This window comes from Agrobacterium sp. B1(2019) (genome assembly GCF_008274755.1).
Classification (GTDB): Bacteria; Pseudomonadota; Alphaproteobacteria; order Rhizobiales; family Rhizobiaceae; genus Agrobacterium; species Agrobacterium salinitolerans.
In genome coordinates this window covers 2,817,911-2,831,657 of record NZ_VTPB01000001.1, presented here as the reverse complement: position 1 = coordinate 2,831,657, position 13,747 = coordinate 2,817,911, and the positions used below count along the sequence as shown (strand labels likewise).

Annotated in this window: 12 protein-coding genes; 5 read left to right on the top strand and 7 right to left on the bottom strand. The window is 60.0% G+C overall.

Annotated elements, in window-relative coordinates; translation table 11 throughout:
* Window positions 1–14: 14 nt before the first annotated feature.
* The 5 genes from AGR1_RS14065 to AGR1_RS14045 all read right to left on the bottom strand — a co-directional run bounded on the left by AGR1_RS14065 (window position 15) and on the right by AGR1_RS14045 (window position 5,490).
* The gene (locus tag AGR1_RS14065; RefSeq protein WP_080792281.1) at window positions 15–1,292 is read right to left on the bottom strand and encodes a TRAP transporter large permease subunit; all 1,278 of its coding nucleotides are present in this window, start codon (window positions 1,290–1,292) and stop codon (window positions 15–17) included.
* A 4-nt stretch (window positions 1,293–1,296) separates the two neighbouring features.
* A complete protein-coding gene (locus tag AGR1_RS14060) occupies window positions 1,297–1,827 on the bottom strand; it encodes a TRAP transporter small permease (protein WP_077981314.1) in 531 nt (176 codons plus the stop codon).
* 21 nt (window positions 1,828–1,848) lie between these two features.
* Entirely contained in the window at window positions 1,849–3,009 is a 1,161-nt protein-coding gene (locus tag AGR1_RS14055) for a fumarylacetoacetate hydrolase family protein (RefSeq protein ID WP_149147171.1), read from the bottom strand.
* 201 nt (window positions 3,010–3,210) lie between these two features.
* A complete protein-coding gene (locus tag AGR1_RS14050) occupies window positions 3,211–3,927 on the bottom strand; it encodes a FadR/GntR family transcriptional regulator (RefSeq protein ID WP_077981316.1) in 717 nt (238 codons plus the stop codon).
* Between the two features lie 117 nt (window positions 3,928–4,044).
* Entirely contained in the window at window positions 4,045–5,490 is a 1,446-nt protein-coding gene (locus AGR1_RS14045; RefSeq protein ID WP_080792290.1) for an FAD-binding oxidoreductase, read from the bottom strand.
* Between the two features lie 215 nt (window positions 5,491–5,705).
* On the opposite strand from AGR1_RS14045, the gene denD reads away from it, so the two are divergent.
* The 4 genes from denD (at window position 5,706) to AGR1_RS14025 (ending at window position 10,472) form a co-directional block, all read left to right on the top strand.
* Window positions 5,706–6,692, top strand: coding sequence for a D-erythronate dehydrogenase (gene denD, locus AGR1_RS14040; protein WP_077981325.1), 987 nt, complete (start codon window positions 5,706–5,708; stop codon window positions 6,690–6,692).
* Window positions 6,689–7,591, top strand: a complete 903-nt coding sequence (locus AGR1_RS14035; RefSeq protein WP_149147170.1) for an NAD(P)-dependent oxidoreductase — start codon at window positions 6,689–6,691, stop codon at window positions 7,589–7,591. Before denD ends, AGR1_RS14035 begins: the two co-directional genes overlap by 4 nt.
* A gap of 9 nt (window positions 7,592–7,600) precedes the next feature.
* Window positions 7,601–9,385 carry an IlvD/Edd family dehydratase gene (locus AGR1_RS14030; protein ID WP_149147169.1) on the top strand — a complete coding sequence of 595 codons (1,785 nt, stop codon included), beginning with the start codon at window positions 7,601–7,603 and terminating at the stop codon, window positions 9,383–9,385.
* A 112-nt stretch (window positions 9,386–9,497) separates the two neighbouring features.
* Entirely contained in the window at window positions 9,498–10,472 is a 975-nt protein-coding gene (locus AGR1_RS14025) for a threonine/serine dehydratase (protein WP_149147168.1), read from the top strand.
* A gap of 8 nt (window positions 10,473–10,480) precedes the next feature.
* Here AGR1_RS14025 and AGR1_RS14020 read toward each other — a convergent pair whose 3' ends face one another.
* A complete protein-coding gene (locus tag AGR1_RS14020; RefSeq protein WP_149147167.1) occupies window positions 10,481–11,584 on the bottom strand; it encodes an NAD(P)/FAD-dependent oxidoreductase in 1,104 nt (367 codons plus the stop codon).
* 229 nt (window positions 11,585–11,813) lie between these two features.
* Here AGR1_RS14020 and AGR1_RS14015 point away from each other — a divergent pair, with 229 nt between their 5' ends.
* Complete coding sequence (locus AGR1_RS14015) at window positions 11,814–11,957, top strand: hypothetical protein (protein ID WP_003505150.1); 144 nt, start codon at window positions 11,814–11,816, stop codon at window positions 11,955–11,957.
* Window positions 11,958–12,033: 76 nt separating this feature from the next.
* On the opposite strand, the gene AGR1_RS14010 is transcribed toward AGR1_RS14015, so the two are convergent.
* Window positions 12,034–13,212: a M20 aminoacylase family protein gene (locus AGR1_RS14010; protein ID WP_187772142.1), complete on the bottom strand. Its 1,179-nt coding sequence runs from the start codon at window positions 13,210–13,212 to the stop codon at window positions 12,034–12,036.
* Window positions 13,213–13,747: the final 535 nt, after the last annotated feature.

Genomic DNA, 13,747 nt, shown 5'->3' with positions numbered 1-13,747 from the left:
AAGCAGGTTGCGGGTTAACGGAGATAATGCAGCGGTACGAGGACGATGTCCGGGAAAATCACCAGAAGGAACAGCACGGCGACCTGTGTCAGCAGGAAAGGCAGTACGCCCGCCGTGACGCGGCCCAACGGAACCCTGCCGACGCCGCTGACGACGTTCAGCACGACGCCAACAGGGGGCGTGATGAGACCGATACAGGTATTCATGATGAAGAGGACGCCGAAATAGACTGGGTCGATGCCCGCCTGCTTGATGATCGGCATCAGAACGGGCGTCAGAATCAGGATGGTGGGCGTCAGGTCGAGCGCAGTACCGACGACCAGGATCAGGACCATGATCGCAAACATCAAGAATATCGGACGGTCGATCAGCGGTTCGATATAACCGACAACCTCGTTCGGAATGTTTGCAGCCGTGATAAGCCATGCGGAGACGAGTGCGGCGCAGACCAGGAACATGATGATCGAGGTGCTCTTGGCTGCGCGCAGGAGCACATGCGGAAGCTCACTCGGCTTCAGTTCGCGGTAGACCACCATGCCGACAAACAGGGCGTAGGCAGCGGCCACGACAGCGGCTTCTGTCGGAGTCATGATGCCGGCCTTGATCCCCCCGAGAATGATAACCGGCATACCGAGCGCCCACCCGGCACGTGCTGTAGCCCGCATGCGTTGCTTGGCCGTGGTCTTCGGAAGCGGCGTTATGTTGTCCTTACGGACGACGAACAACCAGGTTGCGACCAATGAAAGGCCCATCAGCAGGCCCGGTACGATCCCCGCCATGAAGAGCTGGGTGATCGAGACGTTGGCGGCAACGCCGAAAACAATGAAGGCCATGGAGGGGGGGATGACCGGAGCGATGATACCGCCGGAAGCAATGAGACCTGCCGAGCGCGGCACGTTGTAACCGGCCTTCGCCATCATCGGGATGAGGATTGCGGCAAGCGCTGCCGTATCGGCTGCGGCCGAACCGGAGATGCTGGCCATGATGATGGCCGCCATGATGGCGACGATCCCGAGACCGCCCCTGATATGACCGACGCAGGCGATCGCAAAATCGATGATACGGCGGGAGAGGCCGCCGGAGTTCATCAGTTCACCGGCCAGAATAAAGAAAGGGATGGCGAGCAGCGTGAATGTATCCGCGCCGGCGATCATGTTCTGGGCGATGATCTGGGTATTGAACATGCCCATATACCACATGAGCACAACGCCGCAGAACATCAGCGAGAAAGCGACGGGAACGCCAATCGCCATAGCGCCGAGCAGAGAGCCGACAAAAACGAGAAGTGTCATGGTATCAGCGCTCCGAAAGCTGTTCGATCGTCATGTTTTCGCCCGCGAACTGGGCGATTTCGTCTTCCGTCACGCGGCCCGTAACGAGCCGGTACAGACGTTCCAGCGCGATGATGAACATCAGGGCGCCGGTGAACATGCCGATGCCGTAGACCCAGATCATCGATAGCTTGGTGACTGGCGCATGCATGCTGGCATTGATGCCAGACTGTTTCCACGTCCCCCAGAAGAAGATGGCGGAACAGGTGAGGATGACAATGTTTGATAAGATCATGCAGAGGATGCGGCCGCGGCGCGACAGGAACATCACCATGGTTTCGATACCCATGTGACCATGTTCCCTGAAGGCGACGACGGCGCCGGTGAAGGTGAGCCACACGAAAAAGAAGCGTGACAATTCTTCCGAGACGTTTATGCCCGAATTCATCGTGTAACGCATGACGACGTTGACGAAGACCATGATCGCCATGCCGGCAAGCAGCAGGACGAGAATGATTTCGAGAATCCGGTAAAAGAGATTGATGATCTTCTGCATTTTCCCCTCCCGAAGAAATATCTAGAGCAGCCCTCGTTTCGCCAGGTTGCGCATCAGGGCCGCGGTGCCGAACGTCCATTCCGGGCATTCGTCCGTCGTCGTGACCCAGTTGATCAGCTTACCGAGCTTGGGCGTGGAGATTTCGACACGGTCACCCTTTGAATGGGTGAAGCCGAGGCCTGGGCCATGGCGGTCCTTCACCGGCGCGAACATGGTGCCGAGGAAGAAGACGGCGCCGTCAGGATATTGGTGGTTACGGTTCAATAGCTGGGAGCTAAGATTTTCCGGCGTGCGGCTGATCGCCTCCATGGGGCTGACGCCCGTCATGGTGAAACCGTCTTCACCCTCGACCAGAAGCGAGATCTGCGACCTCTTCACATCTTCAATGGTGAAGTTTCCGTCGAACAGGCGGATGAAGGGGCCGATCGCGCAGGATGCGTTATTGTCCTTCGCCTTGCTGAGCAGCAGGGCGGAACGACCTTCGAAGTCGCGCAGGTTGACGTCGTTGCCGAGCGTTGCGCCGACGATGCGGCCGTCTGAGGTGATGGCGAGCACCACTTCCGGCTCCGGGTTGTTCCACTGCGACTTCGGATGAACGCCGATCAGCGCTCCGCAGCCGACAGAAGCCATGGCCTGCGCCTTGGAGAATATCTCCGCATCCGGGCCGATGCCCACTTCCAGATATTGCGACCAGAGGCCCATTTCCTGGAGCAGTTTCTTCACTTCGGCAGCTTTTTCGGAGCCGGCCTCAAGTCCCTTGAGATTGTCGCCGAGAACCGGCGCCAGCCGTCCGCGAATTTCCTGCGCGCGCAGCGGATCGCCCTTGGCCTGCTCCTCGATCACGCGTTCCAGCATGCTGTCGGCGAACGTGACACCGGCGGCCTTGACGGCCTGAATGTCGTTGGGGGCAAGGAGTTCGCCGGCGGAACCGTCCAGAAACGCTTCCAGCGCGCCAAGTGCGACAAGAGCGCCGGTGTCGGCGAGCCTCTGCACCAGATCCGTCTTTTCCAGAAGTTCGGACATGGTTGGGGAAATCGAAGTGAGGTCATAAAGCACACCGCCCCTCAGCAGGACAGGGCAGGGGCCGTCTTCGCTTTTCGACCACACGCGGCCGACGAGCAGCGCGTTTTCGAAATCTTCAGGCAAAATTGCGGCAGCGTCGATGGACCTTTTTCCGGTCATGTAGTTCTCCCCTTCAGCATCCTACAGGCCGCCTCCTGCGGTCTTATTGTCTGGATGTCTGACAACTTAATCCCATTCTTCTTAGTATGACTTTTGCTACGAGTCTAGCGGCTCCGCCGACAAAATTATCGTGTTCCGTGTCTCAATTACCGGAAAATCGTAAACCTGTCCTATAGCTTTGCTGGCCTGCTCATTTGCGGCTCAGAAGATGTCGAGTTCGAGATTGACCCGACTTGCGGCACCGATCAGGTGCTTGCGCATGGCGTTCTTGGCGGCTGTGGCATCGGCCTTCTCGACGGCCTCGTAGATTGCCACATGTTCGGCGATCGTCACCTCGAGAATTTCACCAAAAACCGCACGCGAAAAAGCAATGTTTATGGCGGAGCTGATGCGTTCTGCGATGAAGCCGAGGAACATCAGGAAATATTCGTTCTCAGTCGCTTCCGCCAGAATGCGGTGAAAGTCAAGATCGGCCGCGACGCCTTCCGTCGACCAATCATCGGCGGTTTTCATCTTTTCCAAAGCTGCCGCCAGCCGCGTCAGCTGCTGCGGGCTGCGGTGCAGTGCGGCCAGCCCGGCTGCTTCTATTTCCAGCGGCATGCGAAGCTGGAAAAGATCGCGGAAATTTTCCGGATCGTTCAGCCGCGATCGCTCGATTCTGATGGACAGTCTTTGCCGGGGATCGGTGACGAATGCGCCCACGCCCTGCCGCGTTTCGACAAAACCTTCGTTGCGCAATTGTGCGATCGCCTCTCGGATGACCGAACGGCTGACCCCGAAGGTTTTTGCCAAAACATGTTCGGTTGGCAGCCTGTCGCCCGGTCCGAGCTTCGAATCATTGATTTCGCGCGCAATCTCCGCAGCGATCCGGCCGGGCAGATGGTCGTTGCGATGGATCTGACTGAACTCCAGCGTCATGGTTGCTCCCGTTCCACAGAAACGATTGGTTCGTTTTCCCGCGGCAGGCGACTTCCTCCTTCGCCGTCCGCGGGGTTTTCTAAGGCGGCGCTTTCAGCCGCCTCCGCCGTTCCTCGATTAGCTATCCGGTTGCAGGGTTATCTGGCAACCGGGATTCATCCGCAAATCGGGGTCGAAGGCGTTTTTCAGACCCGTGATCATCCGGCGCTGCACATCAGATAGCCGGCTTTCGAAATCAGAGCGTTTCAGGCGGCCGATGCCGTGTTCGGCGCTGATGCTGCCGACGTAGCGGTCGAGGACCTCGTTAACGAGTGTCTTGGACTTGTAGATAAATGCTTCGCGCTCTTCCGGCGTCGAACCGTTCGGCGGCAGCACGTTGAGGTGGACGTTGCCGTCTCCGACGTGGCCGTAGGAAACCGCCAGGCACTCCGGCAGTTTTTCCGCCAGTTCCGCCTCTGCTTCTGCCACGAAAGCGGCGAGTTTCGACAGGGGCACGGAAATGTCGGTGCGCATATGTGCGCCGCGCAGCGCCTGGCCTTCGTTCATGCCTTCGCGGAACAGCCACAGCGATTGCGCCTGTGCCCGTGAAGAAGCGATGACACCATCCAGCACCAGCCCGTCTTCCATCACGCCCTCGAGGAAGCGTCCCATCAGGTCGGCCGTGTCCACCAGGCCGGAACCTGAGATTTCCATCAGCACATAGGCGGGATAGTCACCCGCAATCGGCATCTTGAGGTCGGGGATTGCTTCGATCGCCAGCGTGAAGGCGACGGGGGGCATGAATTCGAAAGCGGACATCAGGTCGCAGCATTCGCGGCGGGCGCGACGATAAAGCTTGATGGCGTCATCCAGCGAATCAAGGCCGAGCAACGCCGTCTCGACATGTTCAGGATTTGGGTAAAGCTTGACGGCAACGGCGGTGATAATGCCGAGCGTTCCTTCCGCGCCGATGAAGAGCTGCTTCAGATCGATGCCGCGATTATCCTTGCGCAGCGTCGAAAGCCCGTTCCAGATGGTGCCATCTGGAAGGACCACTTCCAGACCCAGCACCAGTTCGCGGGTCATGCCGTAGCGCAGGACATTGATACCGCCCGCATTGGTGGAGACGTTGCCGCCGATGCGGCAGCTGCCCTGTGCGCCGAGCGACAGCGGGAAGAACATGCCCTTGTCCTCAACCGCATCCTTGAATTCCGAGAGAATGCAGCCGGCTTCCACGACGGCGGAAAAATCGTCGCTATCTATGGTGCGGATGGCGTTCATGCGCTCGAGGCTCAATACGACCTGACGCCTGGGGGCATCGGGAATACCGCCGAGCACCAGACCGGTATTCCCGCCCTGGGGGATGATGGAGAGGCCGAGTTCGGCGCAGGCGCTGACCGTGTCGGAAACTTCCTTCGTCGAACGGGGACGGATAACGGCCACGGCCGAGCTGGTGACGTCGCCATGCCAGTCGCGGCAATAGCGCAGCATGTCCTCTTGCGATGTCAGCAGCAAAGCTGCGCCCAGCCTGTTCTTCAGCGAGAACCGCAGTTCCTCGATATCGTGTTCACTCACGATCGTCATTTCACCTTCTCCGTCCAATCCGCCCTAAAGTGCCCGGGCAAGGGGCGTGCCTTGATTTTGTCGGCACCCTTGCTTTTTCCAGTTTGTAAAAAAATACTATTTTCAACTCGATCATATAAGGTTATCAGACAACCTTACAAGCTAATTTATCGGTCGGTCGGCCGATGATGTTTTTTCGGTCTCGGGAGAATGGTCGGGACAAAGAGGAGGAAGACATGCATATCGCAATTATCGGCGCCGCAGGCATGGTTGGCCGCAAGCTGACGCAGCGTCTTGTCAAGGATGGATCGCTGGGCGGCAAGCCGGTCGAGAAATTCACGCTTATCGACGTGTTCCAGCCTGAAGCGCCTACCGGTTTTTCTGGTGCTGTCGATGCGCGCGCGGCCGACCTCTCCGCACCGGGAGAGGCTGAAAAGCTGGTCGAAGTCCGGCCGGACGTCATCTTCCACCTTGCCGCCATCGTCTCCGGCGAAGCTGAACTCGATTTTGACAAGGGCTACCGCATCAACCTCGATGGCACGCGTTATCTCTTCGACGCCATCCGCATCGCCAACGGCAAGGACGGTTACAAGCCGCGCGTGGTTTTCACCTCGTCTATCGCCGTCTTCGGCGCGCCGCTGCCCTATCCGATCCCGGACGAGTTCCACTCCACGCCATTGACCAGCTACGGCACGCAGAAAGCGATCTGCGAGCTTCTGCTTTCCGATTACAGCCGTCGCGGTTTCTTCGATGGTATCGGCATTCGCCTGCCGACCATCTGCATCCGCCCTGGCAAGCCGAATGCGGCCGCCTCCGGCTTCTTCTCCAATATTCTGCGCGAGCCGCTGGTCGGCCAGGAAGCGGTGCTGCCGGTGCCTGAGAGCATTCGCCACTGGCACGCTTCGCCGCGTTCCGCCGTCGGCTTCCTCATCCATGGCGCAACGATTGACGTGGAAAAGGTCGGCCCGCGTCGCAACCTGTCGATGCCAGGCCTCAGCGCCACCGTCGGCGAGCAGATCGAAGCGCTGCGCAAGGTCGCCGGCGAAAAGGCCGTTGCCCTCATCCGCCGCGAGCCGAATGAGATGATCATGCGCATGTGTGAAGGCTGGGCCCCCGGTTTCGAAGCCAAGCGCGCCCGTGAACTGGGCTTTACGGCTGAAAGCTCGTTCGAAGAAATCATTCAGGTTCATATCGAGGACGAACTGGGAGGTTCACTGAAATGAGTGCTGGCGGGGAGGAGAAGAAGCGGTCAGTCGCCTTTATCGGCACGGGCCTGATGGGCGGGCCGATGGCCCGGCGTCTGCTGGGCGCCGGCTTTTCGGTCACCGTCTGGAACCGTAGCGCCGATAAGGCCGAGGCGCTTGTTGCCGATGGCGCGGTCGTCGCTGCATCGCCGGCGGAGGCAGCCTGGGGCGCCGATATCGTCATCACCATGCTGAGCGACGGCAAGGCCGTGGGCGAGGTGCTTTTCGAGGCCGGCATGGCCGAAGCGCTGAAAAAGGGTGCTGTCGTGATCGACAGCAGCTCGATTGCGCCGCCGATTGCGCGAGAACATTCCTCCCGGCTTCAGTCGTTGGGCATCCATCACGTCGATGCGCCGGTTTCCGGCGGTGTGCCGGGCGCGACGGCCGGTACGCTCGCCATCATGGCCGGTGGGGACGAGACGCTGATCTCGGGTCTTGCCGATGTTTTCGCGCCGATGGGCCGGCTCACCTATGTCGGTCCCTCGGGTGCCGGCCAACTGTGCAAGCTCGCCAACCAGCAGATCGTCGCCATCACCATCGGCGCGGTTGCCGAGGCGATGATGCTGGTGGAAGCGGGCGGCGCATCGCGTGAAGGGTTCCGCAACGCCATTCGCGGCGGTTTTGCCGAAAGCCGGATCCTGGAGCTGCATGGCGACCGCATGGTGAAGCGCAATTTCGTGCCGGGCGGTCCCTCCAAGTTCCAGCTCAAGGATCTGAACGGCGTGCTGGCGACGGCGAAGGATCTGTCTCTCAACCTGCCGCTGACGCAGCAGGTGACGCGGGAATTCGACGACTTCGTCGGTGACGGCGGCGCCGATATCGACCATAGCGGCATCCTGCTTTACCTCGAAAAACTAAACAACCGGGAACGGGGCTGAGGCAGATTCATGAGCGACGACAAGACACCGATGCGCCGTTTGCGGTCGCAGGATTGGTTCGACAACCCCGACCATCTCGACATGACGGCGCTCTATCTGGAGCGTTTCATGAATTACGGCGTGACGCCGGAAGAGTTGCGCTCCGGCAAGCCGGTCATCGGCATCGCCCAGAGCGGCAGCGACCTGACGCCCTGTAACCGCGTCCACGTGGAGCTGGTCAAGCGGGTGCGGGACGGTATTCGTGACGCAGGCGGCATTCCTATCGAGTTTCCGACCCATCCGATGTTCGAAAACTGCAAGCGCCCGACAGCGGCGCTCGACCGCAATCTTGCCTATCTCAGCCTTGTGGAAGTGCTTTACGGTTATCCGCTCGACGGCGTCGTTTTGACCACGGGCTGCGACAAGACCACGCCTTCGGCGCTGATGGCGGCAAGCACGGTGGATATTCCTGCCATCGTTCTATCCGGCGGGCCGATGCTCGACGGCTACCATGACGGCGATCTGGTCGGTTCTGGCACCGTCATCTGGCGCATGCGCCGTAAATACGGTGCTGGCGAAATCACCCGCGAGGAATTCTTGCAGGCGGCGCTCGAATCCGCGCCTTCGGTCGGCCATTGCAACACCATGGGCACCGCGTCCACCATGAATGCCATGGCGGAGGCGCTCGGCATGTCGCTCACCGGCTGCGGCGCGATCCCTGCCGCTTACCGTGAACGCGGCCAGATGGCCTATCGCACCGGCCGCCGTGCCGTCGAGCTGGTTGTCGAGAACATCAAGCCCTCCGACATCATGACGCGCGAGGCGTTTTTGAACGCGATCCGCGTCAATTCGGCGATTGGCGGCTCCACCAATGCCCAGCCACATCTGGCGGCCATGGCGAAACATGCGGGCGTGGAGCTTCGCGAGGAGGACTGGCAGGTTCACGGCTACGACATTCCGCTCATCGCCAATGTCCAGCCGGCCGGTAAATGGCTGGGAGAGAAATATCACCGCGCCGGCGGCACGCCCGCCATCATGTGGGAGCTTCTCAACGCGGGCAAGCTCGATGGAAGCTGTCCGACCGTAACCGGCAAGACCATGGCGGAAAATCTGGAAGGCCGGGAATCCACCGACCGTGACGTGATCCTGCCCTACGATAAGCCGCTCAAGGAACGGGCCGGTTTCCTCGTTCTCAAGGGCAATCTGTTCGATTTCGCCATCATGAAGACGAGCGTTATCTCGGCGGAATTCCGCCAGCGCTATCTGAGCGAGCCGGGCCGCGAGGGAATTTTCGAGGGCAAATGTGTGGTGTTCGACGGTTCGGAAGACTATCACGCCCGTATCAACGATCCGTCCCTCGATATCGATGAGCGTACTATTCTCGTCATTCGCGGTGCGGGGCCGCTCGGCTGGCCGGGTTCGGCAGAGGTCGTCAACATGCAGCCACCGGATGCCCTGTTGAAAAAAGGCATTACCAGCCTGCCGACGATCGGTGACGGCCGGCAGTCGGGAACGGCGGACAGCCCGTCCATCCTCAACGCCTCGCCGGAAAGCGCGGCAGGCGGCGGACTAGCATGGCTCCGCACGGGCGACGTGATCCGCATCGATTTTAATGAAGGCGAGTGCAATGCGCTGGTGGCGGCGGCGGAGCTGGAAGCGCGCAAGGCTGACGGCATTCCCGCTGTTCCCGCGGATGCGACACCATGGCAGCGCATCTATCGTAAATCCGTAACCCAGCTTTCGGATGGCGCGGTTCTGGAAGGGGCCGCAGATTTCCTCCGGATCGCCGAGAAGATGCCCCGGCACAATCATTGATCGCATAGGACAAAATCCCCGGCCATGCCCGGGGATTTTTCTTTTCCAGGCGGTTTCGCAATTGAGTGCGACCTCTTAATGTACCCGCAAATCCGCATCACAGGGGCATGACATGACAGATATTTCGATGATAGAAGCCGCGCGTGGGCGCATCGGCAACCATGCGGTTCGTACACCGCTTCTTTCATCCCCTTTTCTGGACGAAATTGCCGGGCGAAAGCTGTTCGTGAAGGCTGAATGCCTGCAACGAACTGGTTCATTCAAGTTTCGCGGCGGCTGGTCGGCCGTCTCCGGCCTTCCGGCGGAAGTGCGCGCCAAGGGCGTGATCGCCTTTTCCTCCGGCAACCATGCGCAGGGTGTGGCGCTTGCCGCGAAGCTGCACAATGTTCCTGCCGTTATCATCATGCCGTCGGACGCGCCGAAGATCAAAATCGAAAATACCCGCGCTTATGGCGCAGAGGTCGTGCTTTATGACCGGGCGAACGAAGATCGCGATGCCATTGGAGATCGCCTTTCAAACGAGCGTGGGCTGACGCTTATAAGGCCCTATGACGAGCCGCTGGTCATTGCCGGGCAGGGAACAGTGGGACTGGAGATTGCTGAACAGGGCGCGGAACTGGGCATCGATGCGGCGGAGGTTCTGGTGCCTTGCGGTGGCGGTGGCCTCACATCCGGCGTCTCCCTTGCGCTTTCGGCGAAAGCGCCGAACTACAGGGTCAGAACTTCAGAACCGGAACGGTTCGACGATGTGGCCCGCTCCCTTGCCTCCGGCAGGATCGAGCGTAACGCCACGACCTCGGGTTCGATCTGCGATGCGATCGTCACGCCGCAGCCCGGCAATATCACCTTCCCGATCATGGCGGGGCTTTGCGGGAAAGGCGTCGTCGTGACCGAAGATGAGGCGCTGCGGGCGGCGGTTCTCGCTTTCAACCGGCTGAAGATTGTTGTTGAACCCGGCGGCGCGGTGGCCCTGGCGGCGGGGCTATTTCATGGCGATGAACTGGAAAGCGAAACGGTGATCGCAGTTGCTTCCGGCGGCAATGTCGATCCGCAGATCATGGCCAGCGCGCTGTCCCGTTTCGGCTGAGGTTGACATCAGGCCTCGAACCGTGCCGCGACCTCCCCGGCAATTGCCAGCGAGGCGGTAAGGCCGGGGCTTTCTATGCCGAAAAGATTGACGAGGCCGGCAAGACCGTGCGTTTCCGGCCCATCGATGCGAAAGTCCATGGCCGGCTCGTCCGGGCCGGAAATCTTCGGCCGGATACCGGAATAGGCCGGGATCAGCGCGTCATCGGGAAGATCCAGCCAATAGCGCCTTATAGCGTCTCCAAAACCCTCCATGCGGCGGGGATCGACGGCATAGTCGATTGTGTCCACCCACTCCACATCCGGCCCGAAACGGGTCTGGCCAGCGAGATCGAGCGTGAGATGCACGCCGAGACCGTGGGTGTGCGGCGCGGGGTAGATCAGCCGTGAAAAGGGCGACCTGCCGGCCAGCGAAAAATAGCTGCCCTTGGCGAAACGCGCCTGCGGGATCACATCGTCCGGCACTCCTTCGATCTTCCTCGCCACCATCGGTGCAACAAGTCCGGCGGAATTGACGAGCAGCCGGCATGTCAGGCTGGTGGGCTCTGCGCCGCCGACGTGAATCCGGAAACCATCGCGGATCACTTCCGCCTTTTCGAAGGGTGCGTTCAGGGCAAGGGCAGCGCCGTGATCCTGCGCGTCTCCAAGGAGCGCCAGCATATAACCATGGCTGTCGATGATACCGGTCGAGGGCGATATCAGGGCTGCGACGCAGGCGAGTGCGGGTTCGAGCAGGAGCGCCTGTCGCGCATCGATCAGCTCAAGGTCGTCGCAGCCGTTAGCTATGCCTTTTTCGCGCAGAGCGGCGAGCATGGCCACCTCTTCATCGCGGGTGGCGACGATGAGCTTGCCACAGGGGCGATGTGAAACGCCGTGGCTTTGGCAGAAGGCGTAAAGCCGCTCCTTGCCCTCCACGCAAAGTCGGGCCTTGAGGCTTCCGGCTGGATAATAGAGCCCGGCGTGAATGACTTCGCTGTTGCGGGAGGAGGTGGCCGAGCCGAATTCCTTCCCGCTTTCGAGGATAATGGCGGAAAGGCCACGTATCGCCAGTTCACGCGCTGTCGCCAGCCCTATCACCCCGGCTCCGATGATGATGGCGTCGATATCCGTCATGGTGTTTTCCGTGCCCGCCAGTGGTTTTGAGAGGAGATGCCCTCCGCCGCGCTGATCCTGCGCCATGGGTAGATTGATGCTTGCCGGTGGGCAAGTCGCAATCGGTATTTTTCCCGATGCGCCAATCTTATGGAATTTTATCTCTACTGAAACAGTGGGGAATGAAGCTATTTTACAAGCGAGATAAGCAATGCCCGCTTTGAAGGGCCGAGCAGGAAGGGAGTGTACAATGTCTTATTCCAAGGCAGGAAAAGTAAAAGACTTTGTCTCGCAGCCCCAGTCGCCGCGTAACTGGAAAGATTCGGTTCATGCGGCTCTTGTCGGCGTCTGTGTGGCTTTTGTCGCTGCCGTCATCTTCGGTCTCGTTCCCTGATCCTCCCGATTGTCTCATCAGGTAATTTGAGAATAAAAGGCCGGTCGCTCCTCCGACCGGCCTTTTTCATGCCCATTCAGGCCTTCAGGTAATCTTCCGCCAGATCGACCCAGAATGCGGTTCCGATCGGCAGTATATCGTCGTTGAAATCGAATTTCGGATGGTGCAGCGGCGGGTCGTTATCGGTGCGCGCGGTGCCGAGGAAAAAATAACAGCCGGGCCGCTTCTCCAGCATATAGGCGAAGTCTTCCGCGCCCATCGACGGCCGCTGCATCTGCGCCACCTTGTCAGCCCCGGCAAAACGCCGGGCGAGATCGGCGACATAGTCCGTTTCCGTCTTGTGGTTGATCGTTGCGTTATATCCGCGCTCATAGTCGATGGTGACGCTCATGCCGTAGCTGGCGGCCTGGCCTTCGGTTATCGCCCGGATGCGTTTTTCCAGCTCGTCGCGCACGCCCGGATCGAAGGAGCGGATGGTCAGCAGCATTTCCGCCGTTTCGGGAATGACATTGCTGGCAGCACCGGCATGGAACGCGCCAACAGTGACGACCGCCGATAATTGCGGATGGATATTGCGGGACACCACGGTTTGCAGCGCCATGATGATGCTTGCCCCGGCAACGATGGGGTCGGCCGCATCCTGGGGTTCGGCGCCGTGGCCGCCGTAGCCGTTGACGGTAATCTTGCACTCGTCGACGGCGGCAAGGATCGGCCCGTCACGCAGCACGAATTGCCCGAAGGGTACACCGGGATCATTATGCAGGGCAAAAACCGCATCGCAGGGAAATCGCTCGAACAGCCCGTCCTCGATCATGATTCGGGCGCCGCCGAAATTCTCTTCCGCAGGCTGGAAAATCAAATGCACGGTTCCGTTGAAATTTTTGCGTTCGGCAATGATCTTCGCCGCGCCGAGCAGCATGGCCGTGTGGCCGTCATGGCCGCAGGCGTGCATCACGCCCTGATTGGCGCTCGCATAATCCACCCCGGTTTCCTCGTGGATCGGCAGGGCGTCGATATCGGCGCGGATGCCGAGCGCGCGGGTGCTGTCGCCATTGCGCATGGTAGCAACGAGACCCGTTCCGGCCAGTCCCCGCGTGATCTCGTAGCCCAGCGCCGCCAACTGTTCGGCAATAAAATCCGACGTCTTGAATTCCGAAAGGCCGATTTCGGGATTGCGGTGCAGGTGGCGGCGAATGGCCACCACATCCGGCATATGGTTGGCAAAGGATGCGAGATTTGCGGTCTGTCTGGTCATTTTTAAAGTCCCGGTTTCGGCCGTTTTTCCGGCGCCTTTTGCAAATGACATAGCAGCATATGCAGCCATGCGTAAGGGGCGTGGCCTGCCCTGAAACGCGCCGAAATTCAGCACTTGCATCGTGCCGCGACAGGTGGCATGGAACTATTGACGTCCTGGGGCATTAGCTTCTTTCGGATGTGGTGCGGACCTTCTCGGTTCGTGTTGCCTTTCAGGTTGTCAACGGGGGATTATCGGACGTTGCGCGAACAATTTTCGCCATCGGGGAGGGTGCGAGATCCGGTCGGAACGGCAACGCCGGGCCGAACGACGCCGCTTTCTTCTCTTCATCGAAAGCGTCCCGTCCGCGTCGATCTCCAGCTTTGCACACATCCCGGAATAATGACGCTGCAGCATGATGTACCTGCGGATGTTCTGCGCTTGACGATCCGTTCCGCACAGCGTCCAGTCCGGTTCACCGAAGGTTCAGGATAAGTCATAAATATAGCGTGGCCCGATTTTCGTGTGTGTTCCCGCCACGGACGAATTGCCGGTC

Excerpts from the sequence above, each read along its gene's own strand:
- AGR1_RS14030 (WP_149147169.1), top strand. The coding sequence starts at position 7,601 with ATGAGCGACGACAAGACACCGATGCGCCGTTTGCGGTCGCAGGATTGG.
- denD (WP_077981325.1), top strand. The coding sequence starts at position 5,706 with ATGCATATCGCAATTATCGGCGCCGCAGGCATGGTTGGCCGCAAGCTG.
- AGR1_RS14055 (WP_149147171.1), bottom strand. The coding sequence starts at position 3,009 with ATGACCGGAAAAAGGTCCATCGACGCTGCCGCAATTTTGCCTGAAGAT.
- AGR1_RS14010 (WP_187772142.1), bottom strand. The coding sequence starts at position 13,212 with ATGACCAGACAGACCGCAAATCTCGCATCCTTTGCCAACCATATGCCG.
- AGR1_RS14065 (WP_080792281.1), bottom strand. The coding sequence starts at position 1,292 with ATGACACTTCTCGTTTTTGTCGGCTCTCTGCTCGGCGCTATGGCGATT.
- AGR1_RS14025 (WP_149147168.1), top strand. The coding sequence starts at position 9,498 with ATGACAGATATTTCGATGATAGAAGCCGCGCGTGGGCGCATCGGCAAC.
- AGR1_RS14045 (WP_080792290.1), bottom strand. The coding sequence starts at position 5,490 with ATGACGATCGTGAGTGAACACGATATCGAGGAACTGCGGTTCTCGCTG.
- AGR1_RS14060 (WP_077981314.1), bottom strand. The coding sequence starts at position 1,827 with ATGCAGAAGATCATCAATCTCTTTTACCGGATTCTCGAAATCATTCTC.
- AGR1_RS14020 (WP_149147167.1), bottom strand. The coding sequence starts at position 11,584 with ATGACGGATATCGACGCCATCATCATCGGAGCCGGGGTGATAGGGCTG.
- AGR1_RS14015 (WP_003505150.1), top strand. The coding sequence starts at position 11,814 with ATGTCTTATTCCAAGGCAGGAAAAGTAAAAGACTTTGTCTCGCAGCCC.
- AGR1_RS14035 (WP_149147170.1), top strand. The coding sequence starts at position 6,689 with ATGAGTGCTGGCGGGGAGGAGAAGAAGCGGTCAGTCGCCTTTATCGGC.
- AGR1_RS14050 (WP_077981316.1), bottom strand. The coding sequence starts at position 3,927 with ATGACGCTGGAGTTCAGTCAGATCCATCGCAACGACCATCTGCCCGGC.